The sequence below is a fragment of the Mycobacterium sp. DHQP2018-32-09 genome (genome assembly GCF_058148405.1).
The window spans coordinates 1-23712 of sequence record NZ_JBYVYK010000025.1; the positions used below are offsets into that span (position 1 = coordinate 1).

Sequence of the window (23712 nt, forward strand, 5' to 3'; positions counted from 1 at the left end):
GGCCCGGCGCGTCCACCGGAACGGTGAGATCGCCGTAGCTGGTGCCATCGGGCGTGACCAGCCGTACCGCGATCCCGCCCCCACTCAATTGAGCCACCAGCTCGCGCGGGTCCGCACCCGCCTGGGACAGCGCGTCGGCGCGGGCAGCCGTGGCGTCGAGCCGGTCGTGCAGGTCGCGGCGCGCCTGCGCTCCCACGACGACGTCGACCGACACCCCGAGCAGCACCAGCAGCAGCGCCATCCACCCCAGCACGGCGAGCACCACGCGACGGCGCAGCGACGGGGTGGGCGTGCCAGCGGGTGTGCCTGGGTGGGGGGTCATTCCGCGGCGCGCAATCGATACCCGATGCCGCGCACCGTGTGGATCATGCGGGGACCGTTCGCTTCCAGCTTGCGCCGCAGACCGCTGATGTGCACGTGCACCAGGTTGTCGTCATAGGCGTCGTATCCCCATACCGCAGAAAGGATCTGGGTGGCGCTGACGATGCGGCCGCGCTGGTCGACCAGGAAGTCCAGCACCTTCAGCTCGGTGGCGGTCAGTTCGAGCCGCCGACCGGCGCGAGTCGCGATGCCCGCCGTCCGGTCGACGAGCAGGTCGCCGATGGTCACCGTGGTGGCGATGCGGCCCTGACGCCGCAGCACCGCCCCGACGCGCGAGACCAGCTCGGACAGTTCGAAGGGTTTGACCACGTAGTCGTCGGCGCCACCGTCGAGACCGCGCAGCCGATCCGACAGGCCATCACGCGCCGTCAGCATGATCACGCCGACCTCGCCCCAGGAGCGGGCGACGTCGATCAGCGCGAAGCCGTCGCGGCCGGGGACCATGACGTCGAGGATCACCAAGTCCGGGCGGTAGCCGTCGAGCACCTCTTCGAACCCCTCGCCGTCGACGCGGCCCTGCGCGGCGTATCCCGCGGTCTGCAGCGCCTCGACGACCATCTCTCGAATGGCCTCGGAGTCTTCGACGACCAGGATGCGCGCCACCGGCTGCTGCGCTGCGGTCGTCGACATCCCCCCATTGTGGTGGTAACCATCCGGGTTGTCTGAAGCCGAGCTGAAGATGCGCGGTCATCGCGTCGGCTTCAGGTTGGCTTCATGCACCGGTTCTAGCGTCGCCTTCAGCAGTCCAACGACGAACGACGCGAAGGAGCAGACATGGGCAACGATCCCGATCAGGACCGTACGGACCGCCCGTACGAGCCGGAACATCCCGGAGCACACGCGCCGGGTGCGCCGCAGGCCGGAGGCGATCCGGCCGCCGCGCACCTGCCCGGCGACCCGGCTGGAGACGACGCCGACACGCACCGCTTCGAGACCCCGCGCGGCGTCGAGGGCTCCGCGGCACCGGCGCGGGAACCCGAGCGCGCGCCGCGACGCCCGCTGGGTCGTGCCGGCCTTCCGGTGGCCGCCGCGGTGGGCGGCCTGCTGGTCGGCCTGGTGGGTGGGACGGCACTCGACGCCCACCCGATGCTGTCGTTCTCGGTGGGCAGCACCGCCGCAGGCCAGGCTCTCGCACCCAATCCCGCGGGACCGCCGCCGCCTCCTGGTCCGGGCGTCTGGCCCGCGGGCCCGGGCGACGTCCGGATGCCGCCGCCCCCAGGGGGAATGGGCCCGGGTCACGGTCCGGGTCACGGTCCCGACGGCGGACCGGGTCGCGGACCCGACGGTGGACCGGGTCGCGGACCCGACGGCGGACCGGGTCGCGGTCCCGACGGCGGTCCCGGAGGGGGCGCGGGTCCCGGGTGGGGTGCCGGTCCCGGCGGGGGTCCCGGGCCGGGATTCGGGCCGCGTCCGGGTGGCCCCGCCGACGGCCAGCCGCCTCCTCCCCCGCCTGGCGGCCAGGTGCCCCCGCCCCCAGGCGACGGTCAGGCCCCGCCGCCACCTCCTGGCAGTGGTCAGGCTCCCCCGCCGCCGCCCGGCCGTGGGCCCGCGCCGCAGGCGCCCAACGGCCAAGCGCCGCAGGCGCCCACGGGGGCGCCACTGCCTGCCGAGCGCTGACCGGACGACGACATGCGGGCTGTGCCACTCCTCGTGGCACAGCCCGCATGTGACGGTGGGTAGGGACTAGCTCAGCTTGTCCTTGATGTTCTCGCCCACCTTCTTGACGCCCGAGACGCCCTGGTCCTTCTGGCCCTCGGCCTTGAGGTCGTCGTTGCCGGTGACCTCGCCGACGGTTTCCTTGACCTTGCCGATGGCGTCCTCGGCGGCGTTCTTGGCCTTGTCGACGATACCCATGATCCATCTCCTCATCATTCTTCGTTGTTGCGCAACGGCATTCGGGTGAATGCCGAGGTCTGGTGCCGGCTGGCCCGGCTCAGCGAACCACCGTGGGGGCCTTCTCGTCCACCTTCAGGACGGTCCTGACGGCTACCGCGCCGTCGAGCATGGCCGCCGCGGTCCGGGCGACGTGATGCGCGGCCGTCACGCCTGCCTGCAGGCCGTGTCGGACGGGCACGTGTGCGGTGAGCACCAGGGTCGGTCGACCCCGTTCGAGGACGGCGGTGCCGTGGGCCTTGGTGACGGCCGCGTCCTGGCTCAGCACGTCGGCGGCAGCGGCGGCCACTGCGGCGGCGTCGGCCGTGGAGCCGGCGCCGGCGGTGGCATCGCCGGTGTCCAGCCAGAGGTGGCGCGCCCGCCTGGCGCGGTGATGCGCGGCGAGCCATCGGAGGCTGAGCAGCAGCAGGAGCACACCGGCCGCGCCGGTGGCCCAGTACCACCACGAGCTGGCCGCCCACTGCGGTGCGGCCGTCGTCACGTCCCTGCCGCCGACCAGCAGCCCACGCTGCCAGGCGACCGCCAGCACACCACCGGCGACCAGGATCAGTCCGGTCAAGAACACGACGAGGCGATCGACGCCTACGGCGAAGCGGGTCATCGGCTATCCCCTCCTCGGGTCCGCACGGCCACGCGCGGTGGTTCGGCCAGTGCACTCAGGGCGGTGGTCACGGCGTCGGTCACGGCGGTGCGCACCACCGCGTGGTCGTCTCCGGTCACCCGGCAGTCGACGAGCACGCGTGAGCGCTTCACGGTGACCCGGGCGTTCAGGACGCCGGGCACGGCCGACGCACTGGTGTCGGCCAGCGTGGCGACGTCGGCGCGGTGCAGGTAGAGCCCGTCACCCGCGGCCAATGGCACGGCGGTCCGCCGCCGCGGCGCCACGGCCGCGATCATCAATGCGATGCCGACGACGGCTGCGGCTGCCCCGGCGACGAGCCACCACGGCTGGGGCGTCACACGCCCCAGGGCGTTCGCGACGGGCGGCGTGAGCGCCGTCCCGCTCGCCCATCCCAGCGCGATCACGGTGTCGCGCACCAGCACCACGCCCGCGGCGGCCAGCAACAGTGCCACGACGACGGCGAGCTTGCTGGCGGCCGACGCGGCCAAGGGGGCCGGTGCGGTGCGCACGTCGCCGGTGGCCAGCGCCGTGTCGTGCGGGAGCACGGTACGAGATGTCGTCATGTCGGTACTCCTCACTGGATCCTGGGTCGCTCGGCGACGACGATCTTGGCCACGTGGACCGTCAACCGGTCCAGGTTCAGGCCGGCCTGGCCGGTGAGCGCGTCCTCGACGCTGCGCCGAACGTCAGTCATCTTTTGCGCCAACGGGATTCCCCACGACACGGCGATGTCGACGTGGGCGCTCACACGATCGCCGGCGACCTCGACGTCCACGTGGGGCAGGGCGCGACCCGTCACCTGGCCCAGCGTGCTCGCCTGCCGGTGGACGTCGGGTACCGACTGCACGGCAGCGGTGACGATGCTCTCGACGGCACGGTCCAGCACGTGCAGCCGTCCGCGCTCACCGTCGTTCACCGGCGCGTCGGGCAGCGCGACGCCGATGGCCGGCTCGTCGAGCACCGGGGTGGACTGGTCAGCCACGGGTCCTGCTCCGCACCCAATCGCTGACGTCCCATTCCCCGTCGCGCTGCCCGCCGACGACGTAACCGATGACGCCGAGGACGAGCGCGACGAGGAAGCCGGTGAATCCGCCTGCAGCGGCGGCGACACCGAGCAGCACTCCGGCCAGCATGCCGGCAGTAGCGGTGGTCATGGCATTCCTCCTGATTCGAGCTGCGCCGTGGCAGCCGTGGTGTGAGTGTGTGGTGGCGCGGGCTGCGACGGCGGGGACGCGGTTCTGGTCACGTCTTCGACCGTGACGTCGACGGCGCGGCCGGGGAAGCGCGCGACGATGGCGTCACGGACCGCGGCCGCGGTGGTGCCGATCGGGGCGCCCATGGTCACGGCCAGGTGAACGGCGATGTGGCCGTTGCTGATTCGGACACCGGGGACGCGGCGCCCGGGAAGGTGGGTGCCCACCTCGCCGAAGGGTCCCGGGTGGACGTCGGCGACACCGGCCACGGCACGGGCGATGTCCGCGACCGTGTCGGCGTCGCCGCGAGCGGCGGTGTCGCCGCCCGCGGCGAACTCGCTCACTGCACCCGCGCCGAGTGTCCGTCGGACTGCTCGTCGTCGGCCGGCACGTGGACGTCGTGCACGGTGATGTTGACCTCGACGACCTCCAGGCCCGTCATGCGCTCGATCGCACCGATGACGTTGCGCCGGATGCCGGCGGCCAGATCCGAGATCGAGACGCCGTACTCGGCGACGATGTCGATGTCGACGGCGGACTGCTTCTCGCCGACCTCCACCGAGACCCCCTGCGAGTAGTTCGTGGAGGCACCGGGGATGCGCTCCCGCAACGCGCCGACGGCGCGACTCGTGTTGCCACCCAGGTCATGGACGCCGTAGACCTCGCGCGCGGCCAGGCCGGCGATCTTCGAGACCACGACGTCGGCGATGGTGGTGGTGCCGTGGCTGGTGGCCAGCGGACCGTTGGCGCCGTTGGCTGCGGTGGCGGGTGCCGAAGTGGACGTCATGTCTTTCCTCCTGTTGTCACGGACGTTGTGCGTGATAGGTCGTGCGCCCGTGCCGATTCCGAATGTCGTCCTCGATGTAATCCGCGACACACCCTGGTGCGGTGCCTGCGCCGGGCACCTTCCTGTTCCCGGCACGACGAATCCGACAAACGCGGCCGCGACCCACGTCACCAATACGTCAGCAATCATCACCGCGGGTGGGTGCCTACCGCATCACACCGTCATTCACCAGGGGTTACGTCAACGAATTCGACACCGGACGGCGATCGGAGCAACGCCGCGCGACTACAGTGACCGCAGCCGCCGACCCCGCACGTAGACCTCGGCGATCGAACTCTCGCGCAGACCCATCAACAGGGCGAACAACGTCTGATCGCGCGCCAGGTCGGGATCGGCGGCGCGGTGGGCGTTTTCGAGCAGGGCCGCCAGCGCGTCGGCCGGCCGGACCACCACGAAGTCGGCCTCCTTGCCGGTGTCGAAGTTGCCGAAGCGCTCTTCCATGTCGAGTGCCCGTGCGCCCGCGAGCGTGCCGACGAACAGCATCTCGGCGGGGTGCATCGACACGCCGTCCTCGCCGGGCTCGGTGATGTGCTGTTTGAAGGCGTCGCCCAGTACCCGGGGGATGAGCCATTCGTCGCCGCCGCCGAAGTCGGTGCCCGCGGAGATGTTGACGCCCGAGGCGACGGTGCGCTTCCACGGCATGGTGCCCGACCCCAGGAAGAGCTGCGAGATGGGGCAGTGCGAGATCGAGGTGCCGGTCTCGGCCATCCGGGCCAGCTCGACGTCCTGGCAGTGCACGCAGTGCGCCAGAATGGTGCGGCGGCCCAGCAGGCTCTTGCCGCCCACCCGGGACCCGGGCAGGAACTTGCCGTCGTAGGTGTCGAGGTAGGTGTCCACCTGGTAGTCCTGCTTGGTCGAATCGACCTCCCCGGTTCCCGGCCGGTCGTTCTCGTTGAGGTGGCTGTGCACGTAGACGCCGCGGTCGCGAACCTCGTCGTACAGGTCACCGAGATTCTTCAGCGTCTCGGTGGTCACCGACAGTGAGAACCGCGGCACGATCGCGACGTGCAGCAGGGCGGTGTTCACGTCGCCGGTGTCGGCGGCGTGCCACGTGTCGATCTCCTCGCGGGTCAGCCGGATCGCATCCTCCTCGGAGGTGATCAGCGGCAGCGCCGTCTCGGGTCCGCGCGTCTGGATGCCCCGCCCGCTGACGATCCGCAGCCCCGCCTCCCGGGTCCGCTCGAAGAGGGCGTCCTGCGCGTGCGGGAACGCCGAGCCGAAGACCATGGCGGCCGTGGTGCCCGCCGCGATGCGGCGGTTGCAGAACTCGACGGCGGCCCGCGCCGCGAAATCCGGGTCGGCGAACTGCGATTCCGACGGGAAGATGCACTGGGTCAACCATTCCAGCAGCTGCCCGCCGCCGTAGGAGTCACCGGCATAGGTCTGCGGGAAGTGCACGTGGGTGTCGACGAAGCCGGGCAGCAGGTAGCCGCCCCGGTGGTCGTGCACCGGGGCGGACGCGAATTCCTCGGGCAGCGAGTCACGTTCGCCGCAGTAGGCGATCGTGCCGTCCTCGCCGATCACCAGGGCACCGTCGGGGATGGCGACGAGCGCGGCGGCGGCCTCGGTCACCGTCGGGGTACCGGCGACGTGGAACACGTGACCGAGATGAACCTGCGTCATGGATGTCTCTCCCTGAGTGAGTGGATCGGATGGGGACACCGCACGCCGCAGCCACCCGCGGCGGCCGTGCGGCTGCGGGTGGCGTCACGCGCCGCGCCGGTTCAGCTCGCGCCAGACGCGCACCGGGGTCATGGGCAGCTCGCGCACCCGCGCTCCGACGGCGCGGGCGATGGCGTTGCCGAGCGCGGGTGCCACCGGGTTGTAGGGCGCCTCGCTCATGGACTTGGCACCGAGAGGTCCCAGGGCGTCGGCGGTGTCGGCGAAGTACACCTCGGTCACCGGGACGTCGGCGATCTGGGGGACGTGGTAATTGCGCAGCGCGTCGGTGGTGATGGCGCCCGCCCCGTCGGTGAGCATCTCCTCGTACAGCGCGGTCCCGATGGCTTGTGCCACACCGCCTTCCACCTGTCCGCGCAGCTGTTCGGGGTTGATCACCCGGCCGGCGTCGCAGGCGTGCACCGAGCGCAGGATCCGCACCTCGCCGGTGCGCTCGTCGACCGCCACGCGGGCGGCGTGCACGTTGAACGCCACCGACCGCACCATGCCGTCGTACGTCGCCTCGGCGCACAGCGCGCCCCCGCCCGCGGCGACCACGTCCGCCAAGGTCACCGTGGCAGCACCGCAGGCGACGCCATCGGGCCCCAGCTCGCAGTCGGCGGCGGCCGCGCCCAGCAAGCCGGCGCCGATGCGCACCACCTCGTCGCGAAGACGACGCGCGGCGATCGCCAGCGCGTTGCCGGTGACGGTGGTGCCGGTGGATCCGAAGGCACCGGTGTCGAAGGCGGCGCGATCGGTGTCCGACATCTGCATCCGCAGTCGCGCGGGTGACGTCGCCAGGATGTCGCAGGCGATCTGCTGGTAGGCGGTGGTGGTGCCATTGCCGAACTCGGCGCTGCCGATGCCGAGTTCGTACGTGGCGTCGGGGTGCAGCCGAACCGTCGCGGTCGACGCGTGACCGCGCGGCGGGATGGTCGCGATCATGGCGATCGCCATGCCCTCGCCGACCTTCCAGTGCGATCCGTCGGGCGCGGCGGTACCGGCCCCGTCCCGCGCCAGGGCGTCGGCGACCAGGTCCAGACACTGCTGCAGGCCGTAGCTCGCGTCGAGGCGGAGGTCGTCACCCTCCTCGTGGGCGGCCACCAGCGGATCGCCGGGAACCACGACGTTGCGCCTGCGGAAGTCGAAGGGGTCGATGCCCAGCGAGGCGGCCAGGTCGTCCAGGGCGCTCTCGATCGCCCACGCCACCTGTCCGAGGCCGTAGCCGCGGAACGCGCCGGAGGGGACGTTGTTGGTGTACACCGCACGGGCATCCACGCGTTTGTTGGCGCACCGGTAGATGGCCATCGATTCGCCGCACGAGTGGAACATCACCCCGGGCCCGTGGTTGCCGTAGGCCCCGGTGTCGGAGAGCACGTCGATGCCCAGCGCGGTGAGGGTGCCGTCGGCCGCCGCCGCCGCGGTGACGTCCACCCGGAAGGGATGCCGGCACGGGGCGACGGTGAACTGGTCGCTGCGGGTGAACTCGTACTGCACGGGTCGGCCGGTGGCGCGCACGGCCAGCGCCACGACGTCTTCGGTGAGCATCTCCTGCTTGCCGCCGAACCCACCGCCGACGCGCGCGGTGAACACCCGCACGTCCGACGGATCCAGTTCGAAGATTCGGGCCAGTTCGTCGCGGACCAGGAACGGCACCTGAGAACTGCTGCGCACCACCAGGCGACCGTCGTCGTCGACCCAGCCGATGCTGGCGTGCGTCTCCAGGTGCACGTGCTGCACGCGCTGGGTGCGCCAGCGCCCGCGGACCACGGCGCCACCGGAGGACTCCGCGGCAGCCGCCGCGGCCTCGACGTCACCCACCCCGCCGTGCAGTTCGCTGACCAGGTTGCGGCACGGGTCCGCGATCCGGCTGGCACCGGAATCCTTGTCGCCGTGGACGAGTGGGGCATCGGCGGAGTCGGCCAGCTCCGGGTCGAACACCGCGGGCAGCTGCTCGTAGGTGACGTCGATGGCCAGGCACGCCTGCTCGGCGATCTGCCGGCTCTCGGCGACCACGGCCGCGACACGCTGACCGCGGAAGCGCATCACGTCGTCGAGGATCACGGTGTCGTCGGGGTCGTCGAGGCGTTGCAGGTGCCTGCCGGTGGAGAACCGCACCGCGGGGCTGTCGCGATGGGTGAGCACGGCGACGACGCCCGGAATGGCCTCCGCGGCTGCGGTGTCGATCGCCACGATGCGCGCGTGGGCGTGGGGACTGGGCAGCACGGCCAGGTGCAGCATCCCGGGGACGGTGACGTCGAGGGTGTAACTCTCGGTGCCCGTGACGATCCGGGGCCCGGCGGGGGCGGGCAGGCTGCGGCCGAACACCTTCTCGGCGTCGTCGGCGGCGGCGTGGTCGACGTTGACGACACCGGCGAGTGCGTCGCGGATACCGCGGTACCCCGAGCACCGGCACAGGTTGCCCTTCAGGGACTGCCCGAGGTCGGCGCGCTGCTCCGCGTCGAGCGCAGCGGCGGTGACGATCATGCCCGCCGTGCAGAAGCCGCATTGGAACGCCGCGGCGTCGACGAACCGGCGCTGCATCTCGTGCGGCCGATCCTGCGTGCCCAACCCGGACACCGTCGTGACGTCACGACCGGCGACGCGGTGGGCGGGGATCAGGCAGGAGTGCACGGGTTCGCCGTCCAGCAGGACCGAGCACGCGCCGCAATCGCCGGAGTCGCAGCCCTTCTTCACGTCGAAGCGTCCGTGCTCGCGCAGCAGCGTGCGCAGACATTGCCCCGCGCGGGGCTGCGTCTCGACGTCGCCGCCGTTGACCCGAAACCTCATGCCAGCTCCTCGCGAATCTCGGCCGCCAGGACGCCGGAGACGGCCCTCCGCCAGTCGGGCGCACCGTGGGCGTCGGCGTGCCACGTCGCGGGCGGCACATCGGCGACGGCCGCGGCGAGGGTCGCGGCGTCGGGGACGCCGTCGAAGACCAGCCGGACCGGCTTGACGGTCGAGCCGGTGAGCACCAGCGTGAAGCGACCGCCGTCGGCGGCGGCGTCGCGCCGGCCGACGAGCACCGCGCCGGAACGGCCCAGTGGCGACAGGGCGATCTTGCGCAGGGCCGTCCTCCCCCGCAGGGCCGCGGCGGGCAGGTGCACCGCGCGCAGCACATCGCCCGGCGCCATGACGTTGGCCGCCGCGCCGGTCACGAAATCCTCGACGGCGACGGTGAAGTCGGTGCCGTCGTCGCGCCACACCGTCACGGTCGCATCGAGCGCGGCCGTCAGCGAGATCATGGCCCCCGCCGGAAACGACAGGCTGAGGTTGCCTCCGATGGTCGCGGTCTTCCACACCTTGAACGATGCGAGAAGCGCTGTCGCGCATTGTCGGAACAGTGGCGCCGCGGCCCATTCGGCGGGCAGGTCGGCAGACAGGGCGGCGACGCGTTCCACGGTGCAGGTGGCTGCGAGATCGAGGCCGTGCGCGGAGATCTCGACGGCGGGCCAGCCGAGCGCGGTGAGGTCGATCAGCCGCCGCACGTGCTGCTGAGGTTCGGAGAACAGCCACGTGCCGCCGGCCAGGAGGGCGTCCCCGGGCTGCCAGGCGGGCATCTCGGCGCGGCTGGTCGGCAGCACGATCTGGGCGACGGCGTTCAGGTCCACCGCAGGACTCCCCTGGTCACGGCAGCGTCCAGATGCGTTGCGTCACCACGTAGAACACGACGGCCCACAGTGCGTTGATCGCCAGGACGAGGGCGATGCCCTTGACGTTGGTGGCGGGCTGCCTGGCACCCTTCGCCGGGGCGAGCCAGAAGCGCAGGATCCGGGTGCCGTAGTAGGGCATCGTGACGAAGCTCATCACCAGGCTCGACAGCAGGTTGCCCACCAGCATGCCCAACCACAGCGGCATGTGCAGCGGGGCGGTGAGCAGCGTCAGCACCACCACCGTGGGATAGAGGCCCATCCACACCGCAATGGCGGTCTTGAAGTCCGACGGCGGGGGTGCGTCGGTAGCGCCGTAGTCGAACCAGGTGCCGAACGAGTGGTCGATGCGGCGCAGCGTGAATTCGGAGAATCGGTTGTCGGCCAGCAGCTCTCGCCGAGCGTCGGAGGTGAGCCACGCGTCGAGGTGCTCGGCGGTGTCGAACTTGTAGGTGATGGTCCAGTCGTCCTGCACGCCGTCGACGGGCCGGAAGATCTCCGAGCCGCAGAAGCCCGGGAAGCCGCTCTCGGCCCGGCACACGTCGGCCTGCCATGCCAGGAACTCGTCGACCCGTGCGGGGTCCACGCGATGGCTGACGACGACGGTGACCAGTGTGTCGTCGACCCTGGTGTCCTGGGCGACCACCTGCTGGGTGCCGGGGCCGTCGAACAGGTCGGCCCCGCGGTCCAGGAACCGCTGCCGTGTCGCGCTGTTGAGCCAACGCGCCATGTTGGCCACCGAATCGAACGTGTAGGTCACCACCCAGTCGCCGCCGGGTTCGGTGGGGCGGCGCAGGTCCACCCCGCGGAACCCGGGGTAGCGCGCAGCCGCGGCGCCGAGCCGGGTCTGCCACTCGACGTAGTCGTCCTCCCGGCCGGCCTTGACGCGCTGGCCGATGAGGATGGTGGCCGCGCCACAGACCGAGGGATCGGCCGGCACGCCCGTGACGGTCTCGTCGGTCACCGTGGTCCCCCGCGGACGGTCCACGACCGGCCGACCGGGAGATCGCTGAACGTCATGGCCAGTGGTGTGCCTTCGCTCGAACTCACCGACTTTTGACGGCGCGGTAAACCTAGCATCGGGCCCTGGCGCCCTCCATGCGAACGCACGGAATGTCAGCGAATTTATCCAATGTTCACAGCGATGCGCCCCCGACTGGACAAATGCACGGTGCCGGGGCGTTTCGTGCCGCTGAGGGCGACCGATTCCGGCGAAGCGGCAAAAGCGGGGGGTGCCGCCACATCGGCGCGCTCGGCGCACGGCCACCCGGTTCGCGTCAGCCGGATCAACCCGGTCGAGGTCATCGGCTCGACGGTCACCGCACCGTCAGCCAGGCCAGGCTGCCCAGCCCGGCGACCACGCAGTAGACCGCGAACGGGGTCAGGGTCCGCGTCTCGAAATAGCGGGTGAGGAAGCGCACCGCCAGGTAGGCGCTGACGAACGACGCCAGGCTGCCGAGAAGGACCTGGCCGCCGATTCCCTGGCCGAGCGGCCCGAACAGGTCGGGGACCTTCAGGACGCCTGCGGCGAGGATGACCGGGGTCGCCAGCAGGAACGCGAACCGGGCAGCGTCCTCGTGAGGCAGGCCGCGTAACAGTCCGGCGACCATCGTCACACCGGATCGGCTGATGCCGGGAAGTAGCGCGAGCACCTGCGCCGCCCCGATGGTGACGCCGCGTGCCATGGTGAGCCGGGCGATGCGCTGATCCGAGGCCGTCAACCCGGCGCCTACGGGCGCCGAGGACACCGGTTCGGGCGTGCCGCCCGCACTCGCCACTTGCGTGCGGTCCGCATTCGCCCCCTGTGTGCGGCCCGCACTCGCCCCTTGTGTGCGGCCCGCACTCGCCCCCTGCGTGCGGCCCGCACTCGCCCCTTGTGTGCGGCCCGCACGGCGGCGGAGGCGCTCACCGGCAGCCATCACCAACCCGTTGGCAGTGAGGAAGACGGCCGCCGGGATCGGTCTGCCCAGCGTCGTGCGGAACAGGTGCTCGAGCGCCAGGCCCGCCACGCAGACGGGGATCGTCGCCACCACGATCAGCCAGGCGAGCCGTTCGGCGGGTGTCCGCACCCGCCGGTAGCGCACCGAGCTGACGAATCCGCCGACGATGGCGACCCAGTCGCGCCAGAAGAACAGCAGCAGCGCCGCCGCGGTCGCGACGTGCAGACCGACGATGAAGGCCAGGTAGGGCGACTCCGGCGCGGAGACGTCGAGATCGCGGGCCCACCGTCCGCCGACGAGCGCGGGGAGGAGCACCGAGTGCCCGAGGCTCGACACCGGGAACAACTCGGTGACCCCTTGCAAGGCACCCACCACCAGGGCCTCGAGATAGCTGAGATGGGTCAGGGCCCCACACCTTTCGTCGCGCGCCGGGTTCTCCTCAACGTAGCCGGCCGGTCTGCAAGAGTGTCCGGCCCCGGCTGGGAGCCAGCTGTGGATCGAGGGCGGTGCGGTCACCCAGGTTCGCGCACCGCGACGGCGCGCCCGATCCAATCTCCCCTGAGCAGCGCCAGAGATGCGGTATTCGAGAGTCAAGAGACGGATTCGATGGGGGCACCGTGAGTTACGACCAGCGCATCGACGACATCCTCGGTGCGATACACCGGGATTGGCCCACCGAAGGCGCACCACCTTCTGGCGGTTTGGCCATCCAGTCCGCGTTGTCACTCGATGGCCGATACGTCACCGGGCTCGCGCTGACCCGGCCTCCCACGAAAGCGCCTGCGACCGATCTCGACACGCGCTTCCGGATAGCCAGCATCTCCAAGCCCATCACGTCTGCCGCGGTACTTCTGCTCGTCGAGCAAGGGCGATTGCGCCTCGAGGACACGCTGTACGACCTCGTCTACCACGACGACGAGCCGCAGAGGCGGCCTGCCGAACTCGCCGCCATCCAGCACGTGACCATCGACGAGATCAGCCGCGCCAGCTGGCAGCTCATCGTCCCCAACAAGCCATTCGCGTACTCGAACTTCACCTACTGCCTCATGGGTCGCATCGTGGCGAAAGTGACTGCCTCGTATGAGAAATTCGTCCAGAAGAACATTCTTCGCAAGGCCGGCACGAGCTCGACTGGACGTGATGATCAGCCATGCCGAATTCCGGCGCTCCCGACCGCTAAAGGAAGTGACTATGGCCGGAGCCGGCGGGCGGCCGTAACGTACGTCACGGCCATGGTTCTACGTCGGTAGACCGTACTCCCGCCGACAGCCCGTCGGGCCGGAGACGGCCGCAAGAGGAGGCAGCACATGTCCGTCAGCGACCGTCAACTACGTGGATCGATCGGCGTCGCCGGAATCGTGTTCCTGGTGGTGGCGGCAGCGTCACCCTTGACCACCATCGCCGGATCCTTACCCGTGATGGTCGCGCTGGGCAACGGTGCGGGCGCGCCGCTGGCCTATCTCGTCGCCGGACTGGTACTCCTGGTGTTCAGCGTGGGCTACGCCGCCATGAGTAGCGCCGTCACCGATACCGGCGCCTTCTACGCCTACGTGACCAAGGGGCTTGGCAGCGATCTCGGCGTCGGCGCGGCGGGTCTGGCGATCTTCGCCTACGCAACCATCCAGGCCGGTGTCTACGGTCTGGCGGCCAACACGATCCAGGGACTGGTCGTCAGCTATGGTGGCCCCGATCTGCCCTGGTGGGTGTGGGCTTTCGTGCTGATGGCACTCGTCGGGATAGTGGGGTACCGCAACATCGACGTCGGCGCCAAGGTGCTCGGAGTCTTGCTGGTCCTCGAGGTCGTCGCCATCGCCGCCCTCTCCGTGGCGGTCTTCGCGAAGGGCGGCGCACACGGCATCGACTTCGCCTCCTTCACGCCGGGCACGTTCTTCTCCGGGTCACCGGGCATCGCGATGATGTTCGCCATCGGCTCGTTCGTCGGGTTCGAGGCCACCGCGATCTACAGCGAGGAGGCTAAGAACCCCAAGCGGACCGTACCGGTCGCCACCTACACCGCCATCATCGTGATCGGCGTCCTCTACGCAGTAGGGAGCTGGGCCGTCGTCATCGCCTTCGGCAGCGATGAGGTGAGCGCGGCCGCAGCCGAGGACACGGCGAACCTGACGTTCAACGCCACCGCGCAGTACCTGGCGCCGTGGGCCGCGAGCGTCATGGCCATCATGCTGGTGACCAGCCTGTTCGCGACTCTCCTCGCCTTTCACAGCGCGATCTCACGCTATCTTTTCGCGCTGGCTCGGCGCGGCTACGCCCCTCAAGTATTGGCCGCCGTGCACGACAAGCACGGATCGCCCCACGTCGGCTCACTGATTCAAACAGCGTCCGCCGTCGTGCTGGTGGGCATCTTCGCTCTGGTCGGCGCCGATCCCATCCTTCAGTTGTTCACGTGGATGGCGGGCATCGCGATCGTCGCGATCCTCGCGCTCATGGTGCTGACCAGCTTCGCCATCATCGCCTATTTCTACCGGTCGAGCGTCGACAACCGCTGGTGGCACACGCGCGTCGCCCCGATTCTGGGGAGCCTTGGCCTCATCGCGATCACCGTTCTCGTCATTGAGAACTTCGACACACTGATGGGCGGCTCCTGGACGGTCGGGATCACCTTCCTCGCCGCCGCGGCGTTCGTCTTCGTCGGCGGAATCGTCGCGGGCCGCATCGTGCATGTCCGGCGCGCCAGAGCCATTCACGCACAGCCGTCAGAAGACGTCGTCACTGACCAGACCAACCTGCCCGCATAGGCGAAAGGCATTCGCATGAAGGATGACTCGTTCCTGTTGAAACGACGGTTCGACGTGCTTGGCCGCAACACCCCACTCTTCTACGACGAACCAGTGCACCTCGTGAAGGGTGAGGGTGTGTGGGTCGAGGACGCTGCGGGACGCCGCTACCTTGACGCCTACAACAACGTGCCGCACGTCGGCCACTGCCATCCCCACGTCGTCGGAGCGATTGCCCGACAGTCGGCCGCTCTCAACCTGCACAGCCGCTACCTGCACGAAACAGTCGTCGAGTACGCGGAGCGGCTCACCGCCACGTTCGCCGGACCGCTGGACACCGCGATGTTCACGTGCTCGGGCACCGAAGCCAACGAACTCGCACTGCGAATGGCACGTTTCGCCACAGGCCACGACGGCGTCATCGTCAGCGACTTCAGCTACCACGGCAACTCCGCCACCCTGGCCTCATTGACCACAGCGTTCCCCGTGGCAGAGGCATTTCCGCAATGGGCCCGAACGGTCGTCGTGCCGGATCCGAGGCGCGATCGACACGGTCAGTCCGATCGTGAACTCGCCGCGCGCTACGCCGCCCAGGTGGCAGACGCCGTGCGGTCGCTGCAGTCCGAAGGTTACGGCGTCGCCGCCATCCTGATCGACAGCTTCTTCGCCAACGAGGGACTGCCCGACCCCGTGGACGGCTACGTCACCGCCGCGGTGGACACCGTGCGGGCGGCCGGCGGCTTGTTCATCTGCGATGAGGTGCAGGCCGGCTTCGGACGAACCGGCGACGCGATGTGGGGTCACCAGCTCAGCCGTGTCGCACCCGACATCGTGACACTCGGCAAGCCGATGGGTAACGGGTATCCGCTCGCCGGAGCCATCTCGTCGAACGATCTCATGTCGAGCTTCCAGTCCGCCTCGACCTATTTCAACACCTTCGGTGGCAATCCGGTTGCGGCAGCAGCTGGTATGGCGGTGCTGGACGTGCTGGAACGCCAGCAGCTGCGCGAGAACGCGCGCACCGTCGGTCAGCACGTCCGCTCGGGCTTGCATCGGCTCCAAGACAAGTATCCCGTCATCGGTGGCGTCCGCGGACGCGGACTGTTCTTCGGAATCGAACTGGTGGACGAGAACGGCTCGCCCGCGCCAGACGTCACCAAGCGGCTGGTCAACATGATGCGCGACCGCGGCGTGTTGCTGAGTCGAATCGGCCGCCACGACAACGTCCTGAAGATGCGACCGCCCCTGGTATTCGACGTTCAGAACGCCGACTTCCTGCTGTCGGTGCTCGACGACGCGTTGGGCGCATCGTGAACGTCACGGGCGACTTCTATGCCTTGCCCGATGACGAACAGGTCGCGCGGCTCACGCTGCTCGTCCAGGCCGCGGCCATTGCATGGGATGGTGGCTTCGACGACGTCGAACTGGTGAAATATCGTGAAAACGCCGTCTTTTCGGCTGTTCGGCCGGACGGGACGCGGGTGGCGGTGCGTGTTCACCGCCACGGCTACCACTCCGACGCGGCGCTACGGTCCGAGCTGCACTGGATGCATCAGATCGGGACCAGCGGTGTCGTTCGGGTTCCGAAGGTGATACCGACCTCCGGTGGCGATCTGGTCGCCCTCGTCACCCACGACGCCGTTCCGGAATGTCGTCGGGTGTCGATCCTGGGCTGGCTCCAAGGCGCCCCCGTGGGCACTTCGGAAACGGGTACCGAAGCGACGGGCGAGACGGCCCGTCGGGTGTATTTCGACGCCGGAGTACTCGCCGCCCATCTGCACCAGGTATCCGCAGCGATGCCGCTGTGCGACGGGTTCACCCGCCACGCATGGGACGAGGACGGCCTGGTGGGCGCCGACCCACTCTGGGGGCGTTTCTGGAACAACGCCGACCTGAGCGACTCCGCTCGCACGCTGCTCTCGCAAGCCCGCGCGGCCAGCCTCGAGGACCTGCGACGATTCGGCAAGGCCGACGACAAGTACGGCCTCATCCACGCCGACTTCGTGCCGGAGAACCTGCTGCACGACGGCAAGGCGCTGCGCCTGATCGACTTCGACGACGCCGGCTATGGGTGGTACATGTTCGAACTGGCCACCGCGCTGTACTTCAACATCGGTGACCCGCAGTATTCCGCGATCGAGGAGTCGCTGATCGCGGGATACCGCAGCGTCCGATCCCTGCCCGTCGACCACGTGGCTTTGCTGCCGATGTTCCTCTTCCTGCGCGGCACCACGTATCTCGGCTGGATCGGCTCACGGCCGGAGACCGAGACCGCGAAGTCACTGGGTCCGATGCTGACCGAGCGCGCGTGCGCGATGGCCACCGCCTACTTGGAAAGCAGAAAGGTAACCGCAGTTCACTAGCCAAGTGTTGATACGACCACGGCCCGGACTACAGGAGTCCGGGCCGTGGTCGCATTCCGGTGAGTCGCGAAACCTTCAGGCGTGATCGATGTCTGACGGGTGCACGGCCAATGGCGTGACCTCGATGTCCATGTACGCGAACAGCGGTAGCCCACTGAGAATACGGTGCAGCTCGTCGTTCGACTCGACGTCGAAGATCGAGTAGTTCGCGTATTCGCCGACCACCCGCCAGATGTGGGGCCACTTGCCCGCACGCTGCAACTCCTGCGAGTAAGCCTTCTCCCGACCGACGATGTCGTCGCGCTCCTGGGGGTCGAGATCGACGGGCAAATGAACGTCCATCCGTACGTGGTAAAGCATCAGGCGGACACCGGATCCAGCACGAAACCGTAGACGATCTCGTCGGTTCCGTCGGATAACGCCGTCGGCTCGAGCATGAGCTCGGGCTTCACCGCGGTCGCGATGTCGTCGTCGTTGTGGGGATCGCCGGGGAAGTAGAGCTGCGCAGTGAGTAGTTCGTGACCTGGAGCCGACACCTTCACGTGCAGATGCGCAGGACGCCAGGCGTGCCACCCGGCGGCGCTGATCAGCTTGCCGCACGATCCGTCGGTCGGGATCTGGTAGGGCGCGGGCCGGATGGTCGTGATCACGAATTCACCGTCGGGTCCGGTGGTGAACGAACCGCGCAGGTTCCACTCGGGCAGGCCGGGTGCGAACTGCGAGTAGAAGCCGTCGGCGTCGGCGTGCCACAGTTCGACCTTGCCGGCCAGCGGCGAGCCATCCGTCGAGGTGATCTTCCCGCGCCACACCAGTGGGGTGCCTGCTTCGCCGTCGCGCATCGGGATGGTGCCCGTGGCACCGCATTCGGGGGCGTCGGGCACGTAGTACGGGCCCTCGATGCTGCCCTTGTTGCCCACGCGGTGAGCGTTCGCGACGTCCTCCACGACGTGCTCGACCCAGACGTCGAGGAACAGTGGCCATTCGCCGTCCTGCCCGACGTTGATCATCCACGCCTTGAGCGCGTTGTACTCGTCGTAGCTGACTTCGTGTTTGCGGATCGTCTCGTGCACGGCCTCGAGAATCTCGCGCGCCAGCATGTCGACGCGCGCGGGAGGCGTGTCCTTGACCGCGTCGAAGGGGGACTTGTCCGCGTGGAAGCGTTCGGTGGCCGAGGCGCCGGATGCTGCGGCGCTGGCGTGTTCGGTAGTGGTCATGACGGGATGATCCTTCTTCGTTGGCTGAATGACATTGAGGCTGTTCAGTTGTCGGTGCGGTAGCGCGAGAGTTTGTCGGGGTCCACCTCGACGCCGAGCCCGTGGCCGGTGGGTACGTGCAGGACTCCGTCGCTGATTCGAAGGTTTTCGGTCAACAGGTCGTCGGACATGTCGAGGAAGTTCGACAGTTCACCCGCGTGCCGACTGGTGGACGCGTGCGCGGCGCCGAACGTCACGGCGCACGCGGTGCCGAGCTGGCCGTCGATCTGATTGCCGATCACGGTCTCCACTCCGAGACCCTCGGCCAGATGCTTGATGCGCTGAGATCCGCTGAAGCCGGTCCTGGCGGTCTTGATGCTGACGGCGGTCGCGGCGCCGGCGAGGATCTCGCGGGTGACGTCGGCGGCCGTGGGCACGGATTCGTCGGCGATGAACGGCACGTCGAGCTTCTCCACCAGCCAGCGCCTGCCCAGGACGTCGTCGGCGGGACAGAGTTCCTCGGCGAAGAGCAGGTTCAGGTCGGCCATGTCGTTCATGGCCCGCAACGACTCCGCGGCCGTCCAGCCGCGGTTGCCGTCGACGTAGAGGTCGATCTCGTTGCCGAAGCGTTCCCGAAGCGCGCGCACGACCGCGGTGTCCAGTGCGACCGGTCGCCTGCCGACCTTCACCTTGAAGGTGCGGATGCCGTAGGTGTCGCGCATCTTCTCCGCTTCGGCGACCATGGCGGCCGGATCGGCGAAACCCAGCATGTGCGACACCCGCAGGCGGTCGGTGAAGGCGCCGAGCAGTTCGGTGACCGGAAGGCCGATGGTGCGTCCGAGCGCATCCCAGATCGCCATGTCGACGGCGGCTTTGGCCGTCGGATTGCCCACGGTGCGCGCCAGCCGGTCGGCGATCACCTCGCGCTCGGTCAGTGCACATCCGATGACCTGCGGCGCGAAGATCTCCTTGATCACCGCGACGATCCCGGCTTGCGTCTCCCCGTAGGTGAACGGCCGCGGCGGCGCCTCGGCGGCGCCCACCACTCCGTCGTCGGTGCGGACGCGAACCAGGACGTGACTGGCGACGTGAACCTCGCCGGACGCGAACTTGAGCGGCTTCACGTACGGGATGGCGAACGGAATCGCCTCGACGTCGGTGATCTTCACCGCTGAGCCCTCATTTCGCGCTTGTTACAAGATCGGCTCCGCGCTGCGCGGCCGAGCTTGTGCATCTACGTTCGTTGAACCATGCCTGTCCACCGTATAAACGTCGCGCATTGCCGTGAAGACCATCGCCGGTACGGGAACCTTTAGCACCTGACACCTTGAACCACGAGGGTGACAGAGCCCACACTCACCGCACGGCTCCGCGTTTCAGCCCACACATGTAGAGACAAGCCAGCCCTGAAGGAACACTCATGAGCGAGACCATTCCCGCCGTTACTTCGCCGCGGCGCGGCGAGCTAACCCAGGGCGAACTCGGCACCACCGACCTGTTGGCGCAATCGCTGGCAGTCGGACCGATCACGTCGGCGGCGCTCCTGGGCGGCGTCGTCGCCGTCAAGGGCGGCAGCGCCGGACCGCTGTACCTCCTGATCGTGGTGGTCGGCATTCTCGGGCTCGGCGCGATCCTGGTGATGTTCGCGCGCCGCTACACCCACGCCGGCGTGATGTACGAATACGTCGGCAGGACACTCGGACCCACCGCCGGCATCTCGACCGCGGGGTTCTACTACCTCGCGTACATCATTCTCGGCGGACCGACGATGCTGATCGGTGCCGGTGTCCTCGGCTCGGACCTGTGCAGCTCCTATCTCCATGTGAACGTGCCGTTCTGGCTGATCGCGCTCGGCATCCTGATCGTCGTCGCGGCGATCAACCTGCGCGGTGTGCAGCTGTCGGTCCGTGCGCAGCTGATCATCTTCGTCCTGTCGGTGGTGCCCTATCTCGCGACGGCGATCGTCGTCATTGCCAAGGGCGGCGTTGCGGGCAACACCACCCAGGTGTTCGATCCGTCGGCTCCCACCGCCGGCGCATTCCTGCCGACGTTCATGTTCTGCGCCCTGCTGTTCGTCGGCGTCGAGTCGTCGGCCTCTCTCGGCGAGGAAGCGCGCGAACCCTCCAAATCGGTGCCGCGCGCCATCATCCTGACCATTCTCATCGTCGCCGGGTTCTGCTTCCTGACCCAGTACGCCGGCACCATCGGCTTCGGACTCGACCACGTGGCCGACACCTGGGCCTCCGATCCGCTGGGACTGTCGACGCTGGGCAGCCTCTACGTCGGATCGTGGATCTCGCCGCTGCTTCAGCTGGGCCTGGTACTCGACATGGTCGCCGTGGCGATCGGCTTCATGGCGGCGTCCACCCGCGGAATGTTCGCCCTCTCACGCGGCGGCCTGCTGCCCAAGCCCCTCGGCGCCACCAGCAAGTGGAAGACACCGCACGTCGGCATCGCCGTCTTCTCCGCGCTCACCGTCCTACTGATCCTCCCCATCGTGATCCTCACTGCCACGACGGGAATGGACCCCTACGTCGGGTTCGCGATCGGCGCGACGTTCGGTGGCCTGCTCGTGATGGTCGCCTACCTGGTCCTGATCCTGGCCGCGGGCAAGCTCCTGGTCGCCGGCAAGTGGGGCCCGGCGGGCTGGATCGCCGTCGTCCTCGCCCTCGTCACCGTCGGCGCCGGCATCATCGGCTCGCTCTACCCGCTGCCCGAAGATCAGTCCCGCTACGGCATCTTCGCCGCCCTGGCACTCTTGGCAGTGGGCCTCGCCTGGGGGTGCTACCACGGCCTGGTGCGCAAGCACCGCCTGCCGGAACTGCACGCCCACACGGCAACTCTGGAAGGCGAGCCGTCCCTGTCCAGCCACCTGTTGTGACCACGAAAGGCAACCCCACCGTGAACGACGAGATGACACTGTTCAACCTGCGGGTCGAAGTCTGCGAGATCAAGGGCCGATCGGTCTGCGGGATGAAGGTCGGCGACTTCTTCGAGGTGCGCAACAGCGACCAGCTCACCCTGCCCGATGGACAACCGTTCTGCTACTGGGCCATTCAGTCGGTCCTGCCCCTGCTACCCGCCAAGATGCGCCAACTGCCCGCCGGCGACTGGCTCGAACAGGACTCGATCGCGTGCTGCCCGGACCCCGAGGAAGGCCTGTCGATGAAGATCACCCGGACCGGCACGGTCACCTTGAAGACCTCGGACCTCACGTGAGACGCGCCGTCCAGTTCGGCGTCGGGTTCGGCGGGACCCTGTCACCCGCCGAGTATCCGACGCTGGCCGCCCGCCTGGAGGACCTTGGCTTCGACGTCGCGACGGTCTTCGGCGACCTCATGATGCAACCGCCCGCAATGGTGCTCGCGTCCATGGCGGAGGCGACCAATCGGATTCAACTGGGTGTGGGCTGCTACACCCCCTGGACGCTGCACCCCGTCGAAATCGCCGGCCAGTTGGCTTATCTCGACCACCTTTCGCACGGACGCGCGTTCATGGGCATCGTCCGCGGAGCCTGGCTGGACCAGCTCAAGCTGAACACCGGTCGATCCCTGTCGGCGGTGACCGACACGGTCACGATCGTCCGCCAATTGCTGTCCGGGTCCGAGGCGGGCCACCAAGGCCGGGTGTACAGCGTTGCCCCAGGTACCAAGCCGTTCTATCCCGTGCTTCGGCATGCCATCCCGCTGATGGTCGGCACGTGGAGCCCGCGACTCGCCGAATACGCCGGACAGCATGCCGATCAGGTGCAGGTCGGGGGCTGCGCGAACGCCGCCATGGTGCCGTTGGTGCAGGAATTCGTAGCGGCCGGCGAGCAGGCGGCGGGCCGCACCCGCGGCACCGTCGACGTCGTCCTCACCGCGGTCACCGTGGTCGACGAGGACGGCGACGCCGCACGCGCCCGCGCCCGCACTGAGGTCGCATTGCCCTTCCAGGTGATCGCCGGCCTCGATCGGACGCTCGACGTCGACCCGGAATTGCTCAGCCGCATGGACGTCCTCCTGCGCTCGCACCGCTACGAAGAGGCCGGCCGGTTGATACCCGACGACCTGCTCGACAAGTTCACCTTCACCGGCACGCCGGAGGAGGTCGCCGAACACGCCGCGGCGGTGTACGACGCCGGGGCCTCGCGCATCGAGTTCGACTCCCCCTTCGGCCTCACCGCCGCCGGGGGCGTCGAAATACTCGGCAAGCGGGTACTGCCCATCCTGCGCAGCGCCGGCTATCGCTCCGAGGCGCTCGTCGGTGCCTGACCACGAAATCGGCATCGGGCTCGCCGGATCACTGCTGCCGCAGGACTATCGGACGATCGCCCAGCGCGCCGAAGCCGCCGGATTCGACGCCATCACGGTCTTCGGTGACCTGATGTTCAGTCCGCCCGCACTCGTGCTGCACACCATGGCGGCCGTAACGCATTCGGTGCGCCTCGGTGTCGCCGCGTACACGCCGTGGACGCAGCACCCCGTGGAGATCGCCGGTCAGATCGCCTACCTGGATCTCCTGTCGCAGGGCCGCGCGTTCTACGGCGTGGTTCGCGGCGCGTGGATGGATCAGCTCTCGTTCGATCAGTCGAACGCGTTGGCCGCAGTCGAGGACACAGTGGCCATCGTCACCGCCTTGATGGCAGGCGATCTCAGTGGGCACGACGGCAAGGTCTACCGGATGCAACCGAATACGCGTCTGCACTTTGCGCCGTATCGATCCCGCGTGCCGCTGCTCATCGGCTCGTGGAGTCCTCGACTGGCGCGCATCGCCGGTCGTCTGGCCGACGAGTTCCAGGCCGGCGGCTGTGCGAATCCGGCGATGGTCCGCGTGCTGGCCGAGATGGCCGGGGTCGACGGCGGCCGGCCGGGGGTGTGTCTCAACGCGGTGGCCGTGGTCGACGAGGACCGCACAGCAGCCCGTGCGGCGGCACGCACCGCGGTGGCACCCTACTTCGACGTGATCGCTCGTTTCGACCGCACGATCTCGGTGGACCCCGAGGTCCTGGACCGCGTCGCGACACTCTGCAGCGCAGGTGATTTCGAGCAGGCGGGGCGTCTCATTCCCGACGACCTGCTGGGTCTGTTCGCCTTCGCCGGGACCCCCGAGGACGTCGCCCGCCACGCCGCGTCGATCCTGGACGCGGGAGCGCGCAGAGTCGAATTCGACACCCCGTTTGGCCTGACCCCGGACCGCGGCATCGCGCTGCTCTGCGACGAGGTCATCGGCCGGGTGCGCGCCCAGTTCTGACCGG

At 69.0% G+C, this 23712-nt stretch carries 25 protein-coding genes and 1 pseudogene; 9 read left to right on the plus strand and 17 right to left on the minus strand.

Annotation, left to right across the window (positions count from 1 at the left end):
* Both AC30CM_RS13805 and AC30CM_RS13810 read right to left on the minus strand, forming a co-directional pair.
* Window positions 1-322 (minus strand): annotated as a pseudogene (locus AC30CM_RS13805) (two-component sensor histidine kinase); the annotation flags it as partial.
* The gene (locus AC30CM_RS13810) at window positions 319-1011 is read right to left on the minus strand and encodes a response regulator transcription factor (RefSeq protein ID WP_490117454.1); all 693 of its coding nucleotides are present in this window, start codon (window positions 1009-1011) and stop codon (window positions 319-321) included. The pseudogene AC30CM_RS13805 and the gene AC30CM_RS13810, both read right to left, overlap by 4 nt.
* Before the next feature lie 144 nt (window positions 1012-1155).
* Here AC30CM_RS13810 and AC30CM_RS13815 point away from each other — a divergent pair, with 144 nt between their 5' ends.
* On the plus strand, window positions 1156-1998 hold the full coding sequence (locus AC30CM_RS13815) for a hypothetical protein (RefSeq protein ID WP_490117455.1): 843 nt from the start codon (window positions 1156-1158) through the stop codon (window positions 1996-1998).
* 66 nt (window positions 1999-2064) lie between these two features.
* Here AC30CM_RS13815 and AC30CM_RS13820 read toward each other — a convergent pair whose 3' ends face one another.
* The 12 genes from AC30CM_RS13820 to AC30CM_RS13875 form a co-directional block, all read right to left on the minus strand.
* Window positions 2065-2235: a CsbD family protein gene (locus AC30CM_RS13820; protein ID WP_490117456.1), complete on the minus strand. Its 171-nt coding sequence runs from the start codon at window positions 2233-2235 to the stop codon at window positions 2065-2067.
* Between the two features lie 79 nt (window positions 2236-2314).
* Window positions 2315-2875 carry a hypothetical protein gene (locus AC30CM_RS13825; protein ID WP_490117457.1) on the minus strand — a complete coding sequence of 187 codons (561 nt, stop codon included), beginning with the start codon at window positions 2873-2875 and terminating at the stop codon, window positions 2315-2317.
* Window positions 2872-3459 (minus strand): DUF6286 domain-containing protein, encoded by a 588-nt coding sequence (locus tag AC30CM_RS13830; protein ID WP_490117458.1) that lies wholly within the window; start codon window positions 3457-3459, stop codon window positions 2872-2874. Before AC30CM_RS13830 ends, AC30CM_RS13825 begins: the two co-directional genes overlap by 4 nt.
* 11 nt (window positions 3460-3470) lie before the next feature.
* Window positions 3471-3878 (minus strand): Asp23/Gls24 family envelope stress response protein, encoded by a 408-nt coding sequence (locus AC30CM_RS13835; RefSeq protein WP_490117459.1) that lies wholly within the window; start codon window positions 3876-3878, stop codon window positions 3471-3473.
* Window positions 3871-4050 (minus strand): hypothetical protein, encoded by a 180-nt coding sequence (locus AC30CM_RS13840; RefSeq protein ID WP_490117460.1) that lies wholly within the window; start codon window positions 4048-4050, stop codon window positions 3871-3873. The genes AC30CM_RS13835 and AC30CM_RS13840 overlap by 8 nt, the downstream gene beginning before the upstream one ends.
* Window positions 4047-4433, minus strand: coding sequence for an Asp23/Gls24 family envelope stress response protein (locus AC30CM_RS13845; protein ID WP_490117461.1), 387 nt, complete (start codon window positions 4431-4433; stop codon window positions 4047-4049). The genes AC30CM_RS13840 and AC30CM_RS13845 overlap by 4 nt, the downstream gene beginning before the upstream one ends.
* Window positions 4430-4876 carry an Asp23/Gls24 family envelope stress response protein gene (locus AC30CM_RS13850; protein ID WP_490117462.1) on the minus strand — a complete coding sequence of 149 codons (447 nt, stop codon included), beginning with the start codon at window positions 4874-4876 and terminating at the stop codon, window positions 4430-4432. Before AC30CM_RS13850 ends, AC30CM_RS13845 begins: the two co-directional genes overlap by 4 nt.
* Window positions 4877-5161: 285 nt before the next feature.
* Entirely contained in the window at window positions 5162-6559 is a 1398-nt protein-coding gene (locus AC30CM_RS13855) for an amidohydrolase family protein (protein ID WP_490117463.1), read from the minus strand.
* Between the two features lie 84 nt (window positions 6560-6643).
* Window positions 6644-9385: a molybdopterin-dependent oxidoreductase gene (locus tag AC30CM_RS13860; RefSeq protein WP_490117464.1), complete on the minus strand. Its 2742-nt coding sequence runs from the start codon at window positions 9383-9385 to the stop codon at window positions 6644-6646.
* Window positions 9382-10206 carry an FAD binding domain-containing protein gene (locus AC30CM_RS13865; protein WP_490117465.1) on the minus strand — a complete coding sequence of 275 codons (825 nt, stop codon included), beginning with the start codon at window positions 10204-10206 and terminating at the stop codon, window positions 9382-9384. Before AC30CM_RS13865 ends, AC30CM_RS13860 begins: the two co-directional genes overlap by 4 nt.
* Before the next feature lie 16 nt (window positions 10207-10222).
* The gene (locus AC30CM_RS13870; RefSeq protein ID WP_490117466.1) at window positions 10223-11209 is read right to left on the minus strand and encodes an antibiotic biosynthesis monooxygenase; all 987 of its coding nucleotides are present in this window, start codon (window positions 11207-11209) and stop codon (window positions 10223-10225) included.
* A 352-nt stretch (window positions 11210-11561) separates the two neighbouring features.
* On the minus strand, window positions 11562-12911 hold the full coding sequence (locus AC30CM_RS13875; protein ID WP_490117467.1) for an undecaprenyl-diphosphate phosphatase: 1350 nt from the start codon (window positions 12909-12911) through the stop codon (window positions 11562-11564).
* Between AC30CM_RS13875 and AC30CM_RS13880 the strand changes: the two genes are divergently transcribed.
* Genes AC30CM_RS13880 through AC30CM_RS13895 form a run of 4 tightly spaced genes read left to right on the plus strand, consistent with a single transcriptional unit; the run spans window position 12803 to window position 17283 of the window.
* Window positions 12803-13435, plus strand: a complete 633-nt coding sequence (locus tag AC30CM_RS13880; protein WP_490117468.1) for a serine hydrolase domain-containing protein — start codon at window positions 12803-12805, stop codon at window positions 13433-13435. The two genes, AC30CM_RS13875 and AC30CM_RS13880, sit on opposite strands and share 109 nt — an antisense overlap.
* Window positions 13436-13492: 57 nt before the next feature.
* Window positions 13493-14941: an APC family permease gene (locus AC30CM_RS13885; RefSeq protein WP_490117469.1), complete on the plus strand. Its 1449-nt coding sequence runs from the start codon at window positions 13493-13495 to the stop codon at window positions 14939-14941.
* 15 nt (window positions 14942-14956) lie between these two features.
* On the plus strand, window positions 14957-16234 hold the full coding sequence (locus tag AC30CM_RS13890) for an aspartate aminotransferase family protein (protein WP_490117470.1): 1278 nt from the start codon (window positions 14957-14959) through the stop codon (window positions 16232-16234).
* A complete protein-coding gene (locus AC30CM_RS13895; RefSeq protein WP_490117471.1) occupies window positions 16231-17283 on the plus strand; it encodes a phosphotransferase enzyme family protein in 1053 nt (350 codons plus the stop codon). The genes AC30CM_RS13890 and AC30CM_RS13895 overlap by 4 nt, the downstream gene beginning before the upstream one ends.
* A gap of 75 nt (window positions 17284-17358) precedes the next feature.
* Here the strand turns inward: AC30CM_RS13895 and catC are convergent, their stop codons facing one another.
* Genes catC through AC30CM_RS13910 form a run of 3 tightly spaced genes read right to left on the minus strand, consistent with a single transcriptional unit; the run spans window position 17359 to window position 19645 of the window.
* The gene (gene catC, locus AC30CM_RS13900; protein WP_490117472.1) at window positions 17359-17643 is read right to left on the minus strand and encodes a muconolactone Delta-isomerase; all 285 of its coding nucleotides are present in this window, start codon (window positions 17641-17643) and stop codon (window positions 17359-17361) included.
* Window positions 17643-18497 carry a catechol 1,2-dioxygenase gene (gene catA / locus AC30CM_RS13905; RefSeq protein WP_490117473.1) on the minus strand — a complete coding sequence of 285 codons (855 nt, stop codon included), beginning with the start codon at window positions 18495-18497 and terminating at the stop codon, window positions 17643-17645. Before catA ends, catC begins: the two co-directional genes overlap by 1 nt.
* A 44-nt stretch (window positions 18498-18541) precedes the next feature.
* Window positions 18542-19645 carry a mandelate racemase/muconate lactonizing enzyme family protein gene (locus AC30CM_RS13910; RefSeq protein ID WP_490117474.1) on the minus strand — a complete coding sequence of 368 codons (1104 nt, stop codon included), beginning with the start codon at window positions 19643-19645 and terminating at the stop codon, window positions 18542-18544.
* Window positions 19646-19896: 251 nt separating this feature from the next.
* Here AC30CM_RS13910 and AC30CM_RS13915 point away from each other — a divergent pair, with 251 nt between their 5' ends.
* From AC30CM_RS13915 to AC30CM_RS13930, 4 genes are read left to right on the plus strand one after another with little or no spacing between them, the layout of a single operon-like run.
* Window positions 19897-21357 (plus strand): APC family permease, encoded by a 1461-nt coding sequence (locus tag AC30CM_RS13915; protein WP_490117475.1) that lies wholly within the window; start codon window positions 19897-19899, stop codon window positions 21355-21357.
* Window positions 21354-21695, plus strand: a complete 342-nt coding sequence (locus AC30CM_RS13920) for a TIGR04076 family protein (protein ID WP_490117476.1) — start codon at window positions 21354-21356, stop codon at window positions 21693-21695. The genes AC30CM_RS13915 and AC30CM_RS13920 overlap by 4 nt, the downstream gene beginning before the upstream one ends.
* The gene (locus AC30CM_RS13925) at window positions 21692-22729 is read left to right on the plus strand and encodes an LLM class flavin-dependent oxidoreductase (RefSeq protein WP_490117477.1); all 1038 of its coding nucleotides are present in this window, start codon (window positions 21692-21694) and stop codon (window positions 22727-22729) included. The genes AC30CM_RS13920 and AC30CM_RS13925 overlap by 4 nt, the downstream gene beginning before the upstream one ends.
* Window positions 22722-23708, plus strand: a complete 987-nt coding sequence (locus AC30CM_RS13930) for an LLM class flavin-dependent oxidoreductase (RefSeq protein WP_490117478.1) — start codon at window positions 22722-22724, stop codon at window positions 23706-23708. Before AC30CM_RS13925 ends, AC30CM_RS13930 begins: the two co-directional genes overlap by 8 nt.
* The last annotated feature ends 4 nt before the right edge of the window (window positions 23709-23712 follow it).

What these genes read in the sequence shown, in the direction of transcription:
- AC30CM_RS13850 (WP_490117462.1), bottom strand. Translation starts at nt 4,876, where the DNA reads ATGACGTCCACTTCGGCACCCGCCACCGCAGCCAACGGCGCCAACGGT.
- AC30CM_RS13840 (WP_490117460.1), bottom strand. Translation starts at nt 4,050, where the DNA reads ATGACCACCGCTACTGCCGGCATGCTGGCCGGAGTGCTGCTCGGTGTC.
- AC30CM_RS13860 (WP_490117464.1), bottom strand. Translation starts at nt 9,385, where the DNA reads ATGAGGTTTCGGGTCAACGGCGGCGACGTCGAGACGCAGCCCCGCGCG.
- AC30CM_RS13915 (WP_490117475.1), top strand. Translation starts at nt 19,897, where the DNA reads ATGAGCGAGACCATTCCCGCCGTTACTTCGCCGCGGCGCGGCGAGCTA.
- AC30CM_RS13815 (WP_490117455.1), top strand. Translation starts at nt 1,156, where the DNA reads ATGGGCAACGATCCCGATCAGGACCGTACGGACCGCCCGTACGAGCCG.
- AC30CM_RS13890 (WP_490117470.1), top strand. Translation starts at nt 14,957, where the DNA reads ATGAAGGATGACTCGTTCCTGTTGAAACGACGGTTCGACGTGCTTGGC.
- AC30CM_RS13810 (WP_490117454.1), bottom strand. Translation starts at nt 1,011, where the DNA reads ATGTCGACGACCGCAGCGCAGCAGCCGGTGGCGCGCATCCTGGTCGTC.
- catC (WP_490117472.1), bottom strand. Translation starts at nt 17,643, where the DNA reads ATGCTTTACCACGTACGGATGGACGTTCATTTGCCCGTCGATCTCGAC.
- AC30CM_RS13855 (WP_490117463.1), bottom strand. Translation starts at nt 6,559, where the DNA reads ATGACGCAGGTTCATCTCGGTCACGTGTTCCACGTCGCCGGTACCCCG.
- catA (WP_490117473.1), bottom strand. Translation starts at nt 18,497, where the DNA reads ATGACCACTACCGAACACGCCAGCGCCGCAGCATCCGGCGCCTCGGCC.
- AC30CM_RS13830 (WP_490117458.1), bottom strand. Translation starts at nt 3,459, where the DNA reads ATGACGACATCTCGTACCGTGCTCCCGCACGACACGGCGCTGGCCACC.
- AC30CM_RS13820 (WP_490117456.1), bottom strand. Translation starts at nt 2,235, where the DNA reads ATGGGTATCGTCGACAAGGCCAAGAACGCCGCCGAGGACGCCATCGGC.
- AC30CM_RS13885 (WP_490117469.1), top strand. Translation starts at nt 13,493, where the DNA reads ATGTCCGTCAGCGACCGTCAACTACGTGGATCGATCGGCGTCGCCGGA.
- AC30CM_RS13825 (WP_490117457.1), bottom strand. Translation starts at nt 2,875, where the DNA reads ATGACCCGCTTCGCCGTAGGCGTCGATCGCCTCGTCGTGTTCTTGACC.